The organism is Janthinobacterium sp. GMG2 (assembly GCF_033949445.1).
Taxonomy (GTDB): Bacteria; Pseudomonadota; Gammaproteobacteria; order Burkholderiales; family Burkholderiaceae_D; genus Janthinobacterium; species Janthinobacterium aestuarii.
Map to the genome: position 1 here is coordinate 83,630 of NZ_JAXAWA010000003.1, position 16,975 is coordinate 100,604.

Below are 16,975 nucleotides of genomic sequence, written 5' to 3' on the forward strand. Positions count from 1 at the left end.
TGTGAATGGCTATGTCACAGAATCCCCCTATTGCGCAGAACGCGGCGCCGGTGTTGCGCCTGCATGGCATCTGCAAGCACTTCCATGGCGTCACCGCGCTGAAAGACGTGGCGCTGACGGTACGCGCCGGTGAAGTCATGGCGCTGATCGGTGAAAACGGCGCCGGCAAGTCGACCCTGGTCAAGACGTTGACGGGCATTTATCAACCGGATGCGGGCAGCATGGAACTGGGCGGCAAGGCTGTGCTGTTTTCCAATCCGCAAGATGCGATGGATGCCGGCATTACCGCCGTGCACCAGGAAACCATGATGTTCGACGAACTGACGGTGGCCGAAAACATCTATATCGGGCGCCAGCCGCAAACGGGTTTCCCGCCGCGCATAGACTGGCCACGCATGGCGGCCGAGGCCGAGCAGATCTTCGCGCGCCTGGAAGTGCAGCTGCCCGTGCTGGCCAAGGTGAAGGAACTGAGCGTGGCGCAACGCCACTTCGTGGAAATCGCGCGCGCCCTGTCGCAAGAGGCGCGCGTGGTGATCATGGACGAGCCCACCGCCTCGCTGTCGCAGCGCGAAATCCATGAGCTGTACCGCATCATCGCCCAGCTGCGCGCGGCAGGCACGGCGGTGATTTTCATTTCGCACAAATTCGATGAAATCTTTACCGTCGCCGACACTTATACGGTGCTGCGCGACGGCCATTTCGTCGCCGCCGGCGCACTGGCAGACATCAGCGAGCCGCAGCTCGTATCGCTGATGGTCGGGCGCACCATTCAGCAAGTGTTTCCCAAGGTCGACGTCCCCCTGGGGCCAACCTTGCTGGAAGTGTCGCAACTGTGCCATGCGACGGAATTTCACGGCGTCAGTTTCTCCGTGCGGCAAGGCGAGATCGTCGGCTTCTACGGCCTGGTCGGCGCGGGCCGCTCGGAAGTGATGCAAGCGCTGTTCGGCTTGACCGAGGGCGTGCGGGGCACGATCACCATCGCCGGCGAGGAAGTGCGCATCGGCTGCGCCAGCGACGCCATCCGGCACGGCATCGCGTATGTGCCCGAAGACCGCCAGCACCAGGGCGCGCACCTGTCGATGTCCATCGTGCAAAACATCACCTTGCCGATTCTGGACAGCATCGGCTTTTTCCTGCGGCCACGGCGCGCGCAGGAGACGGCCATCGCGCGCCACCTGAGCGAGCAGCTGGAATTGAAGGCCAGCCACTTTACGCAGATGGTGTCGGAACTATCGGGCGGCAATCAGCAAAAAGTCGTGCTGGCCAAGTGGCTGGCCACCAGGCCCCGCGTGATCATTCTCGATGAACCCACGAAGGGCATCGATATCGGTTCCAAGGCGGCCGTGCACCGCTTCATCAGCGAGCTCGTCACGCAAGGCCTGTCGGTGATCCTCGTCTCGTCCGAGTTGCCGGAAGTGCTGGGCATGGCGGACCGCATCGTGGTCATGCACCAGGGCCATATCCACCGCGTCTTTCCGCGCGCCCAGGCGACCCCGGAAAACGTCGTCGCCGCCGCGTCCGGCAGCGGCCATCCGATCGAGGAATTGACATGCGTTATCTGAAGCAACGTGAAATCCAGCTGGCACTGCTGATCGTGCTGCTGGTGCTGCTGGTGGGCCTGCGTTCGCCCGTTTTCCTGACCCCCGGCAGCCTGGCCAACCTGCTCACCGACAGCACCTTGCTGATCATGCTGGCGCTGACGCAGATGTTCGTCATCATTACGCGCGGCATCGACCTGTCGGTGGCATCCAATTTGGCGCTGTCGGGCATGCTGTCGGCCTTGCTGGCCGTGCAGTATCCGCACTTGCCGCTGCCGCTGGTGGTGCTGGCGGCGCTGGGCATCGGCCTGCTGCTGGGCCTGATCAACGGTTACCTGATCGGCTACCTGGACCTGCCGCCCATCGTCGTGACGCTGGGCACCATGAGCGTGTACCGGGGCCTGGTATTCGTGCTGTCGGGCGGCGCCTGGGTGTCGTCGCACCAGATGCCGGCCGCCTTCATCGACTTTCCGCTGGCGCGCCTGCTGGGCGTGACGCACCTCGTATGGATCGCGCTGGCGGCCATCCTGGCAACCTGTTTCCTGGCCCGCTACACGCGCTTCGGCCGCGACCTGTATGCGATCGGCAACCAGCCGCAGGCGGCCCGCTATGTCGGTATCGCCACGGCGCGCCGGCTGCTGTGGACGTATGGCCTGTCGGGCCTGATGGCCGGCCTGTGCGGCTATCTGTGGGTGGCGCGCTACGCCGTGGCGTATTCGGAAATCGCATATGGCTTTGAATTTACCGTGATCGCCGCCTGCGTGATCGGCGGCATCAGCATCGCCGGCGGCGCCGGCACGGTGGGCGGCGCGGTGCTCGGCTCGCTGTTCCTGGCCGTCATCAACAATGCCTTGCCCATCGTCAAGGTCTCGCCCTTCTGGCAAAGCGCGCTAACAGGGATCGTGATCCTCACGGCCGTGCTGCTCAATGCGCGCGGCACCAGGAACATGGGCCGCCAGATCTTGCCGCTCACGCTGCAAGCCCCCTCGACCCGCAGGAGCGCCGCATGAACGCCACTTCACAGACCTTGCATAGCGAAGCGCCGGACAGCGTACCCGTGCGCTCGCGCTACACCATCCTCGACCGCAAGGCGCACCGCATCGGCCAGTATTTTGCCCATTGGGAAGCGTTATTGGCGCTGCTGCTGATCGCCGTCTTCGCGGCCAACAGCGTGCTGCTGCCGAATTTCCTCGACGCCTACAATCTGGCCGACAGCACCTTCAATTTCAGCGAGAAAGCGCTGATTGCGCTGCCGATGGCCTTGCTGATCATTTGCCGCGAGATCGACATTTCCGTCTCCGGCATCCTGGCGCTGTCCTCGGTGGCGATGGGGTTTGCGCATCACCACGGCGTGCCGCCGCAAGGCTTGCTGTTCGTCGCCCTGGCCATGGGCGCCCTCTGCGGCTGCCTGAACGGCGTGCTGGTCACGCGCTTCGCCCTGCCGTCGATCGTCGTGACGATCGGCACCGTGGCCCTGTTCCGCGGCCTGGCCAGCGTGATCCTGGGCGACCAGGCCTACACCGGCTATCCGCAACTGCTGATCGACTGGGGGCAAGGCTATTTCTTCGACATCGTGCCGCGCCCCTTCGTCATCTTGCTCGTGTTTTGCGCGCTGTTTGCCGTGCTGCTGCATGCGACCAGCTGGGGCCGGCGCATCTTTGCCATCGGCTGCAATCCGGGCGCGGCGCGCTTTTCCGGCGTGGCCGTGGACCGCTACCGCTTCGCCCTGTTCGTGGCCACCGGCGCCATGGCGGGCCTGGCCGCCTGGCTGCTGACGGGACGCATCGGCAGCACGCGCCCGAACATCGCCATGGGCTGGGAACTCGAAGTGATCACCATGGTCATCCTGGGCGGCGTGAGCATCGCCGGCGGCAAGGGCAGCATCGGCGGCGTGCTGCTGGCCGTGCTGCTGCTGGGCATGGTGACATATGGCCTGGCGCTGCTCAATATTCCTGGCGTCATCATGACGATTGTCGTCGGCATCTTGCTCTTGATCACGATTGCACTGCCGCGCCTGTTGAACCGCAAGCACACACGGAAATAAACCATGCAACAGATCGCTTTCAAGATGCAGTTGAAACCCGGCCATGCCGCCGAATACCGGCGCCGCCACGACGCCATCTGGCCCGAGCTGGCCAGCCTGCTGCAGGAGTCCGGCGTGCGCGACTACAGCATCTTTCTCGATGCGGAGACGGGCGCGCTGTTCGCCGTGCTGCGCAGGGTGGACGGCCACACGATGGAGGCGCTGCCGCAGCATCCCGTGATGCGCCGCTGGTGGGCGCATATGGCCGACCTGATGGAAACGCAAGCCGATGCGTCGCCCGTCGCCGTGCCTTTAACCCCCATGTTTCACCTCGCATAAGGACGGCCGTGACCATCGACGCCACCGTAGTACTCGATATCGGCAAGACGAATGCCAAGCTGACCCTGCTCGACGCCGCCGGCGCCATCCTGGCCGAAGAGCGCCGCCCGAACCGCATCATTCAAACAGGACCGTACCCGCACCACGATACGGAAGGGCTGTGGGACTGGCTGCAAACGGGCCTGGCCGCCTTTGCGCGCCTGGCGCACGTCACCGCCATCGTGCCCGTCACGCACGGCGCCACGGCGGCGCTGGTCGACGATGCCGGCCTGGTGCTGCCCATCCTCGACTATGAGTCCAGCTTGCCGCAATCGCTGGCGGCAGAGTATGCAAGCTTGCGGCCGGCCTTTGCCAACAGCCTGTCGCCGCAATTGCCCTGCGGCCTGAACCTGGGCTTGCAACTGTTCTGGCTCGCCAGGACTTACCCACAAGAATTTGCCCGCGCGCGCCATATCCTGACCTATCCGCAATACTGGGCCTGGCGGCTATCGGGCGTGGCCGCCAGCGAAGTGACCTCGCTCGGTTGCCATACGGATTTGTGGCAGCCGCAGCAAGGGGCCTATTCGTCACTGGTGGAGACGATGGATTGGGCGCCGTTGTTTCCCCCACTGCAAGCGGCATGGACGGCGCTGGGACCCGTGCTGCCGCAGTGGCGCGAGAGCAATGGCTTGCTGCCCAATTGCCAGGTGCTGTGCGGCATCCATGACAGCAATGCCTCGCTGCTGCGCTATCTCGATGCGCAAGAGCAGGCACAGCCGCGCACGGTCTTGTCGACCGGCACCTGGGCGATTGCCGCCGCCTTCGGCGCGCCCCTCGGCCGGCTCGATGAAACGGCCGACATGCTGGCCAATGTGCATGCGCTGGGCCAACCCGTGGCCTGCATGCGCTTCATGGGCGGGCGCGAATTTGCCGTGCTGGCGGGCAGCGAACCTCAAGTGTGCGGCGTGGACGATATCGCCCGCCTGGTCAAGCAGGGTAGCCTGGCGCTGCCCTGTTTTGCCGAGTCCGGCGGCCCCTTCGTCGGACAGGCGGGGCGCATCGCCGGACCGGCACCACGTACGGCCCAGGAACGCTATGCGCTGGCCACCCTGTATTGCGCGCTGATGAGCGATTATTGCCTCGATGCCCTCGATGCCCAGGGGGCCGTGACGGTGGAAGGCAGCTTCACGGACAACCCGCATTTCGCCGCCCTGCTGGCGGCCTTGCGGCCAGGGCAGGAAGTGAGCGTGTCGCAAGACGCCAGCGGCACGACGTGCGGCGGCTGGATGCTGCACCGCTGGGGCGAGGTGCCGGCGATGGAGGCGACGGTGGAGCCCATGATGGAAGTGGCTGGTTTGACCGCGTACCGTGCGCAATGGAGGGCGATTTGCAGGCCGGATTAGGTCCGCAGGATCGTCATCGGACAACACCACCAGCGCTGGCCAACAATGTTGTCGGGTTACGCGCTTTGCGCTAATCCGACCTACCTAATGTTTTCAACCAGGCAAAAAAATGCCCTGTCCGCAGACAGGGCAACCCGGAGTAAAGTACAGCGCGAGGGGATTAACCGGCGGCTTTGACTTTCAGCTCGTTCTTGATTTCTTTCACGCCGCTCACGGAAGCGACGATCTGCACGACGCGGTCACCCGCTTCGGCGCTCGGCACGTCGCCCGACAGGACGACCACACCTTGCTGGGTTGCTACCTTGACTGGCAGGGCGGCGGCTTGCGCATCGGCGCTCAGGGCGGCCTTGGCCGAGGAAGTGATGGTTTCATCAGGGACGGCTGCGGCAGCGTTGGCGGCCACGACGGTGTCAGCAGGAGCTTGTGCTTTTGGTGCGGAGTCAGCGGCATGCGAAGCGGTGATCGAGGCGCCCGACAGTACGATAGCGGCAACCAGGGTATTGAACAGTTTCGATGTTTGCATGGTAGTTCCTCTCAATGAAGTTAAAAGCTTCTTACTTGGATAAAGCAACACTTTGAAGCGTCACATCTACCCATACAGCAAGCGCCGTGCCAGCTTTTAAATTACATTTAAAATCAAGGACTTACATTCCAACTCGATTTTTCCAGCCCGTTTTGCGGCGATCTGGCCGGAAAAATGGGGTTTTTTGTCGCCTGGCAGCGACAGCTTGTGGCAAGAACGACAATGTTTTACGCCAAACCCCTGATTTTTAACGCTTTATTTTTGTCGCTATTCAGCGACAGGGTCGCCATCGGCCCGGAACAGGGCCGGCGTCAGCTCGTATTTCTGCAATAAGCGGTAGAACTCCGTGCGGTTGCGGTCGGCCAGGCGCGCCGCGTCGGCCACGTTGCCATCCGTCAGGCGCAGCAGCTGAATCAGGTAGTCGCGCTCGAAGCGCTGCTTGGCTTCGTTGTAGCTGAGCGCTTCCAGGGACGGTACGCGCAGCGCACGCTGCACCAGGGACAAGGGCACCAGCGGCGCCGTGGCCAGCGCGCACACTTGCTCGACGACATTAACCAGCTGGCGCACATTGCCGGGCCATGGCGCCGCCACCAGGGCCGTCAAGGCATCGGGCGCGAAGCCGTTCAACGGTTTTTGATACTTGGCTGCCAGTTTCTGCAGGAAATGGTTCGCCAGCAAGGCGATGTCTTCGCGGCGCTCGGCCAGCGGCGGCAAGGTCAAGGTCACGACGTTGAGCCGGTAATACAAGTCTTCGCGGAATTGCCCCTCGGCCATTGCCACGTCGAGGTCGCGGTGCGTGGCCGACAAGAGCCGCACGTCCACCGGACGCGTCTGGTCGGCACCGACGGGGCGCACGGCCCGCTCCTGCAGCACCCTCAGCAGTTTCACCTGCAGCGGCAGCGGCATGTCGCCGATCTCATCCAAAAACAGGGTGCCGCCATCGGCCGCCTGGAACAAGCCTTCGCGGTTGCCGACGGCGCCCGTAAACGAACCCTTCACGTGGCCGAACAGTTCCGATTCCAGCAGCTGCTCGGGAATGGCGCCGCAGTTGACGGCGATGAATGGCGCCTTGGCGCGGCGGCTGGCATTGTGCAGAGCGCGCGCCAGCAACTCCTTGCCCGTGCCGCTGGGGCCGCGAATCAGGATGCTGGCGTCGGAGCCCGCCACCAGCTTGGCTTCGGCCAGCAGCTCGGCCATCTGTGAACTGCGGCTGATCAGCTCGGCGCGCCAGCTCTCGTCGCCGGACGCTTGCGCCGGCATGACGGTGGACAAGTTGATGGCATACGCCACTTTTTCCATCAGCAGCTTGCCGTCGAACGGTTTCGTCAGGTAGGCAAACGCGCCACGCGCCGTCGCGTCGACGGCGTCGGGAATGGTGCCGTGGGCCGTCAGCAGGATGACGGGCAGGGCCGAATGCTGGCGGCGGATTTCATCGAACAGGGCCAGGCCGTCGCGGCCCGGCAATTGCACGTCGGTAATGACCAGGGCCGGCAATTCCACGGCCAGGCGCGCCAGCGCCGCTTCCGCGCTGCCCACGGCCGTGACCCGATAATTGCCCGCCTTCAGGCGGATGGTCAGCAGGCGCAGCAGGTCGGGATCGTCGTCGACCAACAAGATGTGGGCATGCTCGCTCATTTCGGCGCTCCCGCGGCAGGGCGCACGGACAGGCTGCGCTCGATGTTTTTCAGCGCCTCGAGTTTTTCATTGAGCAAGTCGATGCGGCGCTGGGCGTCGCGCAACTGCGTGTTGAGCTTGTCGATGCTCTCTTCCTGACGGCGCAGCTCCGCATATTGGCTGCCCAGCAATTGCGCCAGCGGCGCCAGCAGTTGCGCATCCTTGCCCGTGGCCGTGGCCAGCGGTTCCAGCGAGGCTTGCGCGCGGGCCAGGTCGCCAGGGCCGCGCAAGGCCGCTTGCAGCATGGCACGGCGTATGGTGTTGTGCGGCGCATGGTCGGCTTTTGCCAGGTCCAGTTGCGCTTTTACCAGTTCCGACGGCGTCATCAGGCGCAGGGCGCTTTGATACGCGAGCAGTTCGGTCAGCTGGGGATCGGCCACCACCACGACGCGCGGCGGCGTTTGCACGAGCACGGGCGTCTGGACGGGGGGCTTGGCGGCGCAAGCGCCCAACAGCAATACGCAGGCGGCCATGGCGGCCAGGGAAATTCTCGTCATCATAAGGGCAGTTCTATCCGAAAATGCGCGCCGGCGGGGCGCGGTAAAAGAGTGACGCTGCCATCGTGGGCGGCGATATATTCGCGCACGATGGACAGGCCGATGCCATTGCCGTTACGCGCGCCGGCCGCCTGGCGCACTCCCTGGTAAAACGGTTCAAAAATACGCGCGGCATCCTCGGGCGCCACGCCGGCGCCCTCGTCGATGCAATCGATGCGCACGCGGCCGCCTGCGCAAGACAGGGCAAACCGCACGGTGCCGCCTTCCGGGCTGAAGCGCACGGCGTTCGACAGCAAATTGGCCAGGGCTGTCGCCAGCTTGTCGCGGTCGGCTTGCACGATCAGGGATACACCCTGCACCTCGACCGTCAACCGGCGCGCCAGCCATTGCAGGCGCTGCCCGGCCACCACATCTTGCAGCAAGACCAGCAAATCGACCTTGCTGTGCGCCAAGTGCTGGGCGTCAAAAGCGGCGGTATTGTAGCGCAGCAAGTCCTCAATCTGGGTTTGCAGGGACGCCGTGTTTTGCTGCAGGATGCCGGCGATTTCGCGCTGGCTGTCGCTGAGCTTGCCTGCCACCTCGTCTTCCAGCAAGGCCACGCCTTCGCGCAGGGCCGCCAGCGGGGTTTTCAGCTCATGCGAGATGTGGCGCAGAAAACGTTCCTTGTCGGCATCGAGGTCGGCCAGGCGCTGGCGCAGCCAGTCCAGCTGCTGGCCCAGGCGGCGCGTGTCGGCCGGGCCGCCGACGACGATGGGCTGGTCGTAGCGCTTGTCACCGAGGCGCTCGATGGCCGTCTCGATGCGGCGCAGCGGACGCGACAGCAGGAAGCCGAAGCAGGTGGCCAGCACGGCCGCCAGCAGCACGGCGCCGCCCACCAGCACGCCCAGCAGGCGGCGCTGGCGTTCCAGCTCGGCCAGCAGGGCGTCGTTGCGGCTGCCGATTTCCGTCTTGCTTTCGCGCGCCAGGCTGTCATTGATCTGCGTCATGCGGGCAAACGCGCGGTACACGACGGCGTGGCCATCGCGCTTGCGGCGCTTGCCTGCCTGTAAAACTTCCCAGGCCGATTGCGCCTGCACCGTCCATTCGTCGGCCAGCTGGGGAGCGAACTCGGGCGTGGCGCGGTTCAGCACTTGCAGCGCCGCCGTCGCTTCGTCGCGGGCCGCCGCGAAACGCTCGCGGAACACGGGGTCGTCCAGCACAAGGAACTGGCGCGCGCTGCGCTCCATGGCCAGGGTGCGCTCGGACAGGCGCTGCGACTGTTCCGTCAGGGCAATCGCCTGCGCCGCCGTCTCACGCCCCAGCCGCGCCAGGTGTTCGAGGGTCAGCAGGGCTTGCACGGAGGTGGCCGTCAAAATGCCCGTCGTCAAAATGAAGGCGGCAAATAACAGTTGGCGAAAGGAAAGTCGGGACAAGGTAGGCGCCTTCGGTTCAGTCTGGAATGCAAAAGGCGCATGGTACGCTAAGCCTCCATTGCGGGGCGCCAGCTGTCAAAAATAGCCGATTTGGCAACCTTGTTGCTTTTGCGTCCGACAAGCAAGCGTCGGCGGCGGCGCGCAGATACTCCTAGTACAATAGGGAAAAACTTCATACAGGCATCAAAGTGGCCGCCGGCCCTGGCATTGCGCCACTTTGCCCCCACATGTGATGCAGCCCCACCGACACTCCGAATCACCTACCGCAGAGATCCCATACCGCATGAGCACATTTGAAAAAGTCAGCAGCAACTTCATTCCAGTCTTGCAGGCAACCATCGAGCAATATGTCGAGCCAGCAACGGGCATGCGCCATATCCACATGCATACCGAGCAGGCTGAGATGGTGTTCCTGGTGGCCTTTCCCACTGTGCCGGAAGTAAGCGACGGGCGCGCCCACATTCTCGAACACCTGGCCTTGTGCGGCTCGTCGCGCTACCCGGTGCGCGACCCGTTCTTCTCGATGCTGCGCCGCTCGACGGCCACGTTCATGAATGCGATGACCTATGCGGACCGCACCGTGTACCCGTTCGCCAGCACCGACCGCAAGGATTTCTTCAACCTGCTCGACGTGTACCTCGATGCGGCCTTCTTCCCGAACCTCGATTACCTGAATTTCCGCCAGGAAGGCTGGCGCCATGCGTTCGAAGGCGACAAGCTCGTGTACCAGGGCATCGTCTTCAATGAAATGAAGGGCGCTTTCAACAGCCCCATGCGCGCGCTCGACAGCGGCATCGCCAGCGCCTTGCTCAAGGGCACGACGTATGAAGTGGAATCGGGCGGCGACCCGCTCGACATCCCCGAGCTGACACATGACATGCTGAAAGCATTCCACGCCAGCCACTATCATCCGTCGCAAGCCGTGATCATGACCGCCGGCAATATCGAAGCGTCGGCCGTGCAGGAACAAGTCGCCGAGCGCGTGTTGTCCAAGCTCAGCGGTTTCTCCGAACGCCGCCTGCCGCAGCTGGCGCCCGCATGGACGGCGCCACAGGAAAATATCGTCAAGATTCCGTCGCAGGAAGCGCGCGACGATGAGTTCGGCCTGCAATTCGCCTGGCTGATGGGTGAGTCGAGCGACCCCATCGCCTACTACCACGCACATCTGCTGTCGCACGGCTTGCTCGGCGAATCGTCGGCGCCCGTCATGCGGGCCATGGAATCGGCCGGCTATGGCCGCCCATCGGACATGAATGGCCGCGACGCGGGCATCCGCCAGATGGTGTTCCATATTGGCATGGAAGGTTTGACCCAGGAACAGATCGCCGACGCGCACCAGCGTATCTGGACGGCGCTGGAAGAGACGGCGGAAGAGGGCATTCCCGCCGCCGTGCTGCACGCCGCCTTGCGCGACATCAAGTACAGCCAGCGCGAAATCAGCAGCGGTCGCATGCCTTACGGCCTGGGACGCCTGCTGCACGCCTTGCCGCTGGCCATGTATGGCGGCGACGTGATGGACGCCTTCGACAATGCGGCCATCCTGGAAACCCTGGAACAGCAGATCGACGACCCGGCCTTCTTCAAGCAGCTGGTGCGCGAGCTGATCGCCAATCCGACCCGCCTGACGACGCACGTGGTGCCCGACAGCGCCTATTTCACGGACCGCGCCGCGCAGGAAGACGCCAAGCTGGCGGCCCTGCAAGCGACGCTGACGGATGCCGAGCGCGAGCACATCGTGGCCGAGTCCGCCGCGCTGGAAGCGCATCAGCAACTGCCATCGAATTCCGAAGTCTTGCCGCGTATCCGCCCTGGCGATGTCAGCGCCTTGCCGCGCCCGGCCTTGCCGATTCCGGCCGCCGTCGATGGCGCCGTGGCGTTCAGTATCGCCTCGAACGGCATCAGCTATGCCAACGTGCTGTACGACGTGTCGAATCTGCCGGAAGCGTCATGGCCATGGCTGCGTTTGTACACGGACCTGGCGCCGGAACTGGGCGTGGGCGACATGTCGTTCGACGACGCCAGCGCCTGGCGCCAGAGCATGGTGCCCTCGTTCCACATTGGCCTGGAAGCCATTCCCCGCCCGCAACAAGCGATGCGCGTGGAACTGTCGTTCTCGGCCAGCGGCTTGCGCGAAGAACACGCGGCGATCGCCGCCGTGCTGTCGGCCTGGATCGCCAAGCCCCGCTTCGATGAAGAAGAGCGCCTGGCTTTCCTGATCGAAAGCCTAGTGCAAGACAAACTCTCCAGCCTGGCCGAGTCCGGCAACCGCTACGCCATGCTGGCCTCGGCAGCACCGCTGTCGCCCACGCGCCGCTTCGACGACATCGTCGGCGGCCCGGCCGCCTTGCCGTTCTACCGCCGTTTGCAGCAGCTGAGCAAAACATCCGCAGGCTTGCAGGAAATCGCGCGCGAACTCGACACCTTGCACGCGCACATCATCGCCCAGCAGCCGACCGTGCTGTGCGCCGGCCTGGAACAGGATGGCATCACCCTGGCGCGTTTGCTGGAATTGCCGGCAGCGAGCACAGATGCCATCGCACCGGCGGAAACCGTCGCACCGGCCGCTTTGCCGCTGGCCAACACGGCCCTGCATGCGACAAGCCAGATCAACCATTGCTTCGTTTCCTGGGCCGTGCCGGGCGTGCACAATCCGGACGCTTCGGCCCTGGCCGTCGCCGCCGAACTGATGACCAACCAGGTGCTGCATACGGCCCTGCGCGAAAAAGGCGGCGCATATGGCGGCAGCGCCAGCTATGCGGCCGGCGCCGGCACGTTTACATTGAGTTCCTACCGCGATCCGCGTCTGGCCGGCACGTTCGCCGACTTCGGCACGACGCTCGATCAAATCCTCGACGGCGATTTCTCGCAAGAACAAGTGGAAGAAGCCATCATCTGCGTCATCAAGGGCCTCGACAAGCCGCATTCGCCGTACGCGGAAGCGCTGACGGCGTGGAACATGCAGCAGCGCGGCACGACGGAAGCCGTGCGCCAGCAATTCCGCACCGGCGTGCTCAATTGCACCCTGGACCAGATCAAGGAAGTCACGCGCACCTGGCTGAAAAACGGCCAGCCGAGCCGCGCCGCGTTTGCGGGCAATACGACGCAAGACCTGGCCGGGCTGGAAGTGGTGGATCTGCTGGCGCTGGCTTCCTAAGCTGGGCAGGCGGATCGTGTCGGATTACGCGGCGTGCCGCCGCTAATCCGACCTACGCTACTGCTATTGCGATATTGCGCTCGGTTCCATATACATCAATTCCCACTGGTGTCCATCGGGATCCTGGAAACTGTGTCCATACATGAAGCCGAAATCCATCGGCTCCTTGTAGATGCTGCCGCCCGCCTGGACGGCCTTCGCCACCAGCTCATCGACTTCGCCGCGGCTCTCTGCCGACAAACACACGAGCACTTCCGTCGCCACCTTGGTGTCGCACAGCTGCTTGGGCGTAAATTGCTTGAATTTGTCGTGCGTCAACAGCATGACGAAAATGTCGTCGGCAACGATCATGCACGTCGCCGTTTCATCCGTGAAATGGGCATTGAAACTGAAGCCCAGCGCCGTGAAAAACGCGACGGAACGTTCCAGCGACTGGACGGGCAGATTGACAAAGATTTTGCGGGCCATCATGTCTCCTTGTGGGTCGTATGAGTATGTGCTGCCCGCCGATTCTACACCGGCTATTCAGCCCTTCGCGCGCGCCACGGTCTTCGGCGCGTAGCCGAAATAGCGGCTGAACGCGGCGCTGAAATTGGCTGGGTGGCGATAGCCGGTTTGCCAGCCCGCCTGCGCCACCTGGCAACCATTTTCCAACAGTAATTTTGCCCGCTGCATGCGCAGCGCCAGCAGGGTGCGCTGGGGGCTGTCGTTGTAGCGGTAGCGCCATCCCTGCTTGAGCTTGAACAAGCTCAGCCCCGCTTGCGCGCACAGGTAATCGAGCGTCAGTTCCTGCGCCATCTGTTCCTGCATCAGCGCGTGCACGCGTTCCAGTTTGGCGATATCGGTCTCGGACCAGCGCGGCACGGCAGAGGGCGCCGGCCGCAGTGCCCGCAGCTGTTCCGCCAGCAGGCTGAGCACGCCGATATGCACGGCCAGCGGGTCCGTCGCGCGCAGCAGCGCGCGGGCGTGCAGGGCGCTGCTGCGCGTCGTGGCCGCATGCGCCAGCTGGCGCGCGCCGCCGTCGGGCAGCAGGGACGCCAGACCTTCCGGCCAGTAGCGCGCCAGCGCCTCTTCACCCACCAGCACGCGCAATTGCGCCGCCCGCTGATTCGCCTCGAACCGGCGCTCGCCGCTCGTGTGGCGAAACGCCGTCACCGTCGTATGGCCGCCCCGGAAACGCAATTGTTCGCCATCGCGCGTGACGTAGGCGGACGCGCCTTCCAGGCCGATGGTAATCACCATGCCGCCCGCGTCGTCATGCTTCGATTGCTCGACGAGCGCCAGCCGCGGGCGGTAATCGGAATGCACAAGCAGCAAGCCCTGATCGACCTGGCGCTGGTCGGCGCGGCACTCGCCCATGCCCGGGTCCACCTGGCGCCGCGTCCAGCCTGCCGCTTCCCTGTCCTGTTCCCTCATCGCTCCTCCCTGTCCTTGCGCGCCGTCGCGCATACGAAATGCGCCGTGCCGCATACAAATGCAAATGATAATTATTCTCATTGTTACATAAAATAGCTTCCATGCCCATCTCGCCGAAAGGAAGCACCATGCCGTTCACGTCGCAACACACTTTGCAACCGTACTGGGACCTGGCCGTCGCGCCCGTGCAGGCGGACGGGCTGGCCGCCGCCCTGGAACTGGGCATTTTCGATGTGCTGGCCACACCGCACACGCCGGCGCAACTGGCCGACACCCTGTCGCTGCATGCGCCGCACACGGCGCTGCTGCTGGAACTGCTCTGGAGCATGCAGCTGCTGGAGCGCGACGGGGCCGACGCAGATGCCCAGCACTACCGCTGCACGGCCGCCACCTTGCAGTATTTCTGCCGCAACTCCGTGGCCTTTTGCGGCGACGCCTGGCTGTACCGGCTGCATGCGCTGCGCCACTTCGCGACGCAGCTCAGTACGCTGGTGCGCGACGGCGGCAAAGCAACGCCGTACAGCACGGCCAACGGGATCAACTGGGCCGCCGCCGCGCAGCAGCAAATTGGTCAGGAACAACGCGCCGTCACCATGCGCGCGGCCCTGTCCGTGATGCAGCGCATCGCCCCGTTTGCGGACGGCAACACGCCCTTGCGCCTGCTCGACTTGGGCGGCGGGCCGGGCTGGGTTGCCATTGCGCTGGCGCAAGCCCATGCGGGCTTGCACGGCTGCATTTTCGACTGGCCGGAAACGGTGGCCGTGGCGGCCGCCAACATCGCCCATGCGCAACTATCCGACCGCCTGGAAACGGTGGGTGGCGATCTGGGCTGCGACGATATCGGCGGCGGCTACGACCTCATCTGGTGCTCGTCCGTGCTGCATTTCGTGCCCGACATGGAGGCCGCCTTGCGCAAGATGCAGGCAGCGTTAAAACCCGGTGGCGTACTCGTCTGTGTGCAGGCGGAAATCGCCCCGGCGCCTAGCGACGCGGCGCGCGTGCTGCCGTACTACTTGCCGATGCGCATGCTGGGCCGCACGGTGACACGGCACGGTGAATTGGCGCAGTTGCTGCGCGACACGGGCTGGAAGCAAGTGGAGCAATACGGCGCCAGCGATTTTCCCATGGCGCCCGTGCAAGTGCTGATTGCTCGCGCCTAACAATTACCATTTAGTAATTATCTTTTTTATAGCAAAAAAGGATGCAAATGCGCTAAGCTGTGCCAGCATTGATCGATGTCATCCGCAGCACTCCGCTGCCTCCACAGGGAATCCATCATGAGTCTACATATCGCAGGGAAAGTCGTTGTCATCACCGGCGCCAGCAGCGGCCTGGGCGAAGCCACGGCACGCCATCTGGCCGCACTGGGTGCCAGCGTCGTGCTCGGTGCACGGCGCATGGATTTGCTCAATACCATCGCCGAGGAAATCACGGCGGCCGGTGGCCAGGCCGCCATCGCCCAGACCGACGTCACGGTGCCTGCCGACGTCAAGAATCTGATCGACACGGCCCTGGCCGTGTTCGGCAAGGTCGACGTGCTGATCAACAATGCGGGCCTGATGGCCATCGCACCGATGAGCGCCTTGCAAGTCGACGAGTGGAACAACATGATCGATATCAACATCAAAGGCGTGTTGAATGGCATCGCCGCCGTCCTGCCGTATTTCCAGGCGCAAAACAGCGGCCACTTCATCAATATCTCGTCGGTGGCGGGACAAAAAGTCTTCAGTCCGGGCGGCACCGTCTACAGCGGCACCAAGTTTGCCGTCAGCGCCATTTCGGAAGGCTTGCGCCATGAGCTGGCGGCCAGCGGCGGTACCATCCGCACCACCGTCATTGCACCGGGCGCCGTGGACACGCCATTGAGCGAGGGCAGCAGCCACGCCGAGAGCGCCAAGGCCGTCAAGGAGTTCTACGAGATCGCCATTCCCGCCGCTTCGGTGGCGCGCGCCATCGCATATGCGATCGAGCAGCCGGACGACGTGAACATCAATGAAATCGTGCTGCGCCCGACGGCGCAGGCGTTCTAAGCCGCGTCTTGCTGCAGCGACTCGATGATCAGGTCCGCCAGCCGCTCGACGGGCGGCCTGCTCACTTGTGACGCACGCAGCAGTTCCAGCGACAGCGGGGGCAGGGCGGGCAAGCCCGCCTCTACGTGATCGAGCGCGCATACGGATGACGGCAAGCCCAGGCCCGTGCGCACCGTCACGCCCAGCCCCGCTGCTGCGGCCGCCCACAGTCCGGCCAGGCTGGGACTGGTAAACGCCGTGCGCCAGGCGATGCCGGCCCGGTCCAGCGCCTGCGTGGCGCAGCGCTGGAACAGGCATTCGCGGTCGAACGCAATGAGCGGCAAAGGCTCGCCCGATTCGGGCCGCCAGGCCAGGCTGGACGAGGCGATCCAGCGCATGGCCGGTTCCGCAATATGCTGGCGCTGCTGCGGCGGATACTCAGCCACGTCAGCGATGCACGCGCCGCCCCACAGCAGGGCCAGGTCGAGCTGCCCCATGGCCAGGCCTTCCATCAAGGCCGTGTTGCGCGCCACGTGCGCCTCGATCCGCACTTTCGGATGCGCGCGGGCAAAACGCCCCAGCACGTCAGGCAGCAAGGCTTCGCCAAAATCCTCCTGCAAGCCCAGCCTGATCCAGCCTTCCAGTTCCGCGCCGCGCAAGGCGACGGCCGCCTCGTCATTGAGTTCCAGCAGGCGGCGCGCATAGCCGAGCAAAACTTCGCCGGCCGGCGTCAGCGCCAGCCCCCGCCCATCCTTGCGGAACAGGGGCATGCCCGCCTGCTCCTCGAGTTTTTTCAGTTGGGCGCTGACGGCCGAGGTGGAACGCCCCACCTTGTCCGCCGCGCGGGCAAAGCTGCCCAGCTCGATGCCAGCCACATAGCTGCGCAGAAAGGCGATGTCGAAATTAAGCAAGCTCATGGCATCAATACAATCGTCCGGTTTTATGGGATGGTTTAACGTAAATTATCTGATATTCAGAATGATCGTACTGCGCAACACTGTCAGGGTC

At 64.2% G+C, this 16,975-nt stretch carries 15 protein-coding genes; 8 read left to right on the forward strand and 7 right to left on the reverse strand.

Annotation, left to right across the window (positions count from 1 at the left end):
• The first annotated feature begins 11 nt into the window (after positions 1–11).
• Genes SKZ59_RS12420 through SKZ59_RS12440 form a run of 5 tightly spaced genes read left to right on the forward strand, consistent with a single transcriptional unit; the run spans position 12 to position 5,282 of the window.
• A complete protein-coding gene (locus SKZ59_RS12420) occupies positions 12–1,562 on the forward strand; it encodes a sugar ABC transporter ATP-binding protein (protein WP_319991948.1) in 1,551 nt (516 codons plus the stop codon).
• Complete coding sequence (locus SKZ59_RS12425; protein ID WP_070303179.1) at positions 1,550–2,548, forward strand: ABC transporter permease; 999 nt, start codon at positions 1,550–1,552, stop codon at positions 2,546–2,548. The genes SKZ59_RS12420 and SKZ59_RS12425 overlap by 13 nt, the downstream gene beginning before the upstream one ends.
• A complete protein-coding gene (locus tag SKZ59_RS12430; RefSeq protein WP_319991949.1) occupies positions 2,545–3,582 on the forward strand; it encodes an ABC transporter permease in 1,038 nt (345 codons plus the stop codon). The genes SKZ59_RS12425 and SKZ59_RS12430 overlap by 4 nt, the downstream gene beginning before the upstream one ends.
• Positions 3,583–3,585: 3 nt before the next feature.
• On the forward strand, positions 3,586–3,900 hold the full coding sequence (gene rhaM / locus SKZ59_RS12435; protein ID WP_319991950.1) for an L-rhamnose mutarotase: 315 nt from the start codon (positions 3,586–3,588) through the stop codon (positions 3,898–3,900).
• Positions 3,901–3,908: 8 nt separating this feature from the next.
• On the forward strand, positions 3,909–5,282 hold the full coding sequence (locus tag SKZ59_RS12440; RefSeq protein WP_319991951.1) for an FGGY-family carbohydrate kinase: 1,374 nt from the start codon (positions 3,909–3,911) through the stop codon (positions 5,280–5,282).
• A 160-nt stretch (positions 5,283–5,442) separates the two neighbouring features.
• Here SKZ59_RS12440 and SKZ59_RS12445 read toward each other — a convergent pair whose 3' ends face one another.
• The 4 genes from SKZ59_RS12445 to SKZ59_RS12460 form a co-directional block, all read right to left on the reverse strand.
• Complete coding sequence (locus SKZ59_RS12445; RefSeq protein ID WP_034752546.1) at positions 5,443–5,805, reverse strand: BON domain-containing protein; 363 nt, start codon at positions 5,803–5,805, stop codon at positions 5,443–5,445.
• Between the two features lie 267 nt (positions 5,806–6,072).
• Positions 6,073–7,440: a sigma 54-interacting transcriptional regulator gene (locus SKZ59_RS12450; RefSeq protein ID WP_034752548.1), complete on the reverse strand. Its 1,368-nt coding sequence runs from the start codon at positions 7,438–7,440 to the stop codon at positions 6,073–6,075.
• Positions 7,437–7,979, reverse strand: a complete 543-nt coding sequence (locus SKZ59_RS12455; RefSeq protein ID WP_070303183.1) for a hypothetical protein — start codon at positions 7,977–7,979, stop codon at positions 7,437–7,439. Before SKZ59_RS12455 ends, SKZ59_RS12450 begins: the two co-directional genes overlap by 4 nt.
• Positions 7,976–9,388 (reverse strand): ATP-binding protein, encoded by a 1,413-nt coding sequence (locus tag SKZ59_RS12460; RefSeq protein ID WP_070303184.1) that lies wholly within the window; start codon positions 9,386–9,388, stop codon positions 7,976–7,978. Before SKZ59_RS12460 ends, SKZ59_RS12455 begins: the two co-directional genes overlap by 4 nt.
• 283 nt (positions 9,389–9,671) lie before the next feature.
• Here SKZ59_RS12460 and SKZ59_RS12465 point away from each other — a divergent pair, with 283 nt between their 5' ends.
• On the forward strand, positions 9,672–12,542 hold the full coding sequence (locus SKZ59_RS12465) for an insulinase family protein (protein WP_319991952.1): 2,871 nt from the start codon (positions 9,672–9,674) through the stop codon (positions 12,540–12,542).
• Between the two features lie 63 nt (positions 12,543–12,605).
• Here SKZ59_RS12465 and SKZ59_RS12470 read toward each other — a convergent pair whose 3' ends face one another.
• Both SKZ59_RS12470 and SKZ59_RS12475 read right to left on the reverse strand, forming a co-directional pair.
• The gene (locus SKZ59_RS12470; RefSeq protein ID WP_319992287.1) at positions 12,606–13,010 is read right to left on the reverse strand and encodes a VOC family protein; all 405 of its coding nucleotides are present in this window, start codon (positions 13,008–13,010) and stop codon (positions 12,606–12,608) included.
• A gap of 57 nt (positions 13,011–13,067) precedes the next feature.
• The gene (locus SKZ59_RS12475) at positions 13,068–13,958 is read right to left on the reverse strand and encodes an AraC family transcriptional regulator (protein WP_319991953.1); all 891 of its coding nucleotides are present in this window, start codon (positions 13,956–13,958) and stop codon (positions 13,068–13,070) included.
• Positions 13,959–14,086: 128 nt separating this feature from the next.
• Between SKZ59_RS12475 and SKZ59_RS12480 the strand changes: the two genes are divergently transcribed.
• Complete coding sequence (locus SKZ59_RS12480) at positions 14,087–15,118, forward strand: methyltransferase domain-containing protein (RefSeq protein WP_319991954.1); 1,032 nt, start codon at positions 14,087–14,089, stop codon at positions 15,116–15,118.
• Positions 15,119–15,235: 117 nt separating this feature from the next.
• Positions 15,236–15,988, forward strand: coding sequence for an SDR family oxidoreductase (locus tag SKZ59_RS12485; protein WP_319991955.1), 753 nt, complete (start codon positions 15,236–15,238; stop codon positions 15,986–15,988).
• On the opposite strand, the gene SKZ59_RS12490 is transcribed toward SKZ59_RS12485, so the two are convergent.
• Positions 15,985–16,884, reverse strand: coding sequence for a LysR substrate-binding domain-containing protein (locus SKZ59_RS12490; RefSeq protein ID WP_319991956.1), 900 nt, complete (start codon positions 16,882–16,884; stop codon positions 15,985–15,987). The genes SKZ59_RS12485 and SKZ59_RS12490 overlap by 4 nt on opposite strands.
• Between the last annotated feature and the right edge of the window lie 91 nt (positions 16,885–16,975).

What these genes read in the sequence shown, in the direction of transcription:
- SKZ59_RS12420 (WP_319991948.1), top strand. Translation starts at nt 12, where the DNA reads ATGTCACAGAATCCCCCTATTGCGCAGAACGCGGCGCCGGTGTTGCGC.
- SKZ59_RS12425 (WP_070303179.1), top strand. Translation starts at nt 1,550, where the DNA reads ATGCGTTATCTGAAGCAACGTGAAATCCAGCTGGCACTGCTGATCGTG.
- SKZ59_RS12430 (WP_319991949.1), top strand. Translation starts at nt 2,545, where the DNA reads ATGAACGCCACTTCACAGACCTTGCATAGCGAAGCGCCGGACAGCGTA.
- rhaM (WP_319991950.1), top strand. Translation starts at nt 3,586, where the DNA reads ATGCAACAGATCGCTTTCAAGATGCAGTTGAAACCCGGCCATGCCGCC.
- SKZ59_RS12445 (WP_034752546.1), bottom strand. Translation starts at nt 5,805, where the DNA reads ATGCAAACATCGAAACTGTTCAATACCCTGGTTGCCGCTATCGTACTG.
- SKZ59_RS12450 (WP_034752548.1), bottom strand. Translation starts at nt 7,440, where the DNA reads ATGAGCGAGCATGCCCACATCTTGTTGGTCGACGACGATCCCGACCTG.
- SKZ59_RS12455 (WP_070303183.1), bottom strand. Translation starts at nt 7,979, where the DNA reads ATGATGACGAGAATTTCCCTGGCCGCCATGGCCGCCTGCGTATTGCTG.
- SKZ59_RS12465 (WP_319991952.1), top strand. Translation starts at nt 9,672, where the DNA reads ATGAGCACATTTGAAAAAGTCAGCAGCAACTTCATTCCAGTCTTGCAG.
- SKZ59_RS12470 (WP_319992287.1), bottom strand. Translation starts at nt 13,010, where the DNA reads ATGGCCCGCAAAATCTTTGTCAATCTGCCCGTCCAGTCGCTGGAACGT.
- SKZ59_RS12475 (WP_319991953.1), bottom strand. Translation starts at nt 13,958, where the DNA reads ATGAGGGAACAGGACAGGGAAGCGGCAGGCTGGACGCGGCGCCAGGTG.
- SKZ59_RS12480 (WP_319991954.1), top strand. Translation starts at nt 14,087, where the DNA reads ATGCCGTTCACGTCGCAACACACTTTGCAACCGTACTGGGACCTGGCC.
- SKZ59_RS12485 (WP_319991955.1), top strand. Translation starts at nt 15,236, where the DNA reads ATGAGTCTACATATCGCAGGGAAAGTCGTTGTCATCACCGGCGCCAGC.
- SKZ59_RS12490 (WP_319991956.1), bottom strand. Translation starts at nt 16,884, where the DNA reads ATGAGCTTGCTTAATTTCGACATCGCCTTTCTGCGCAGCTATGTGGCT.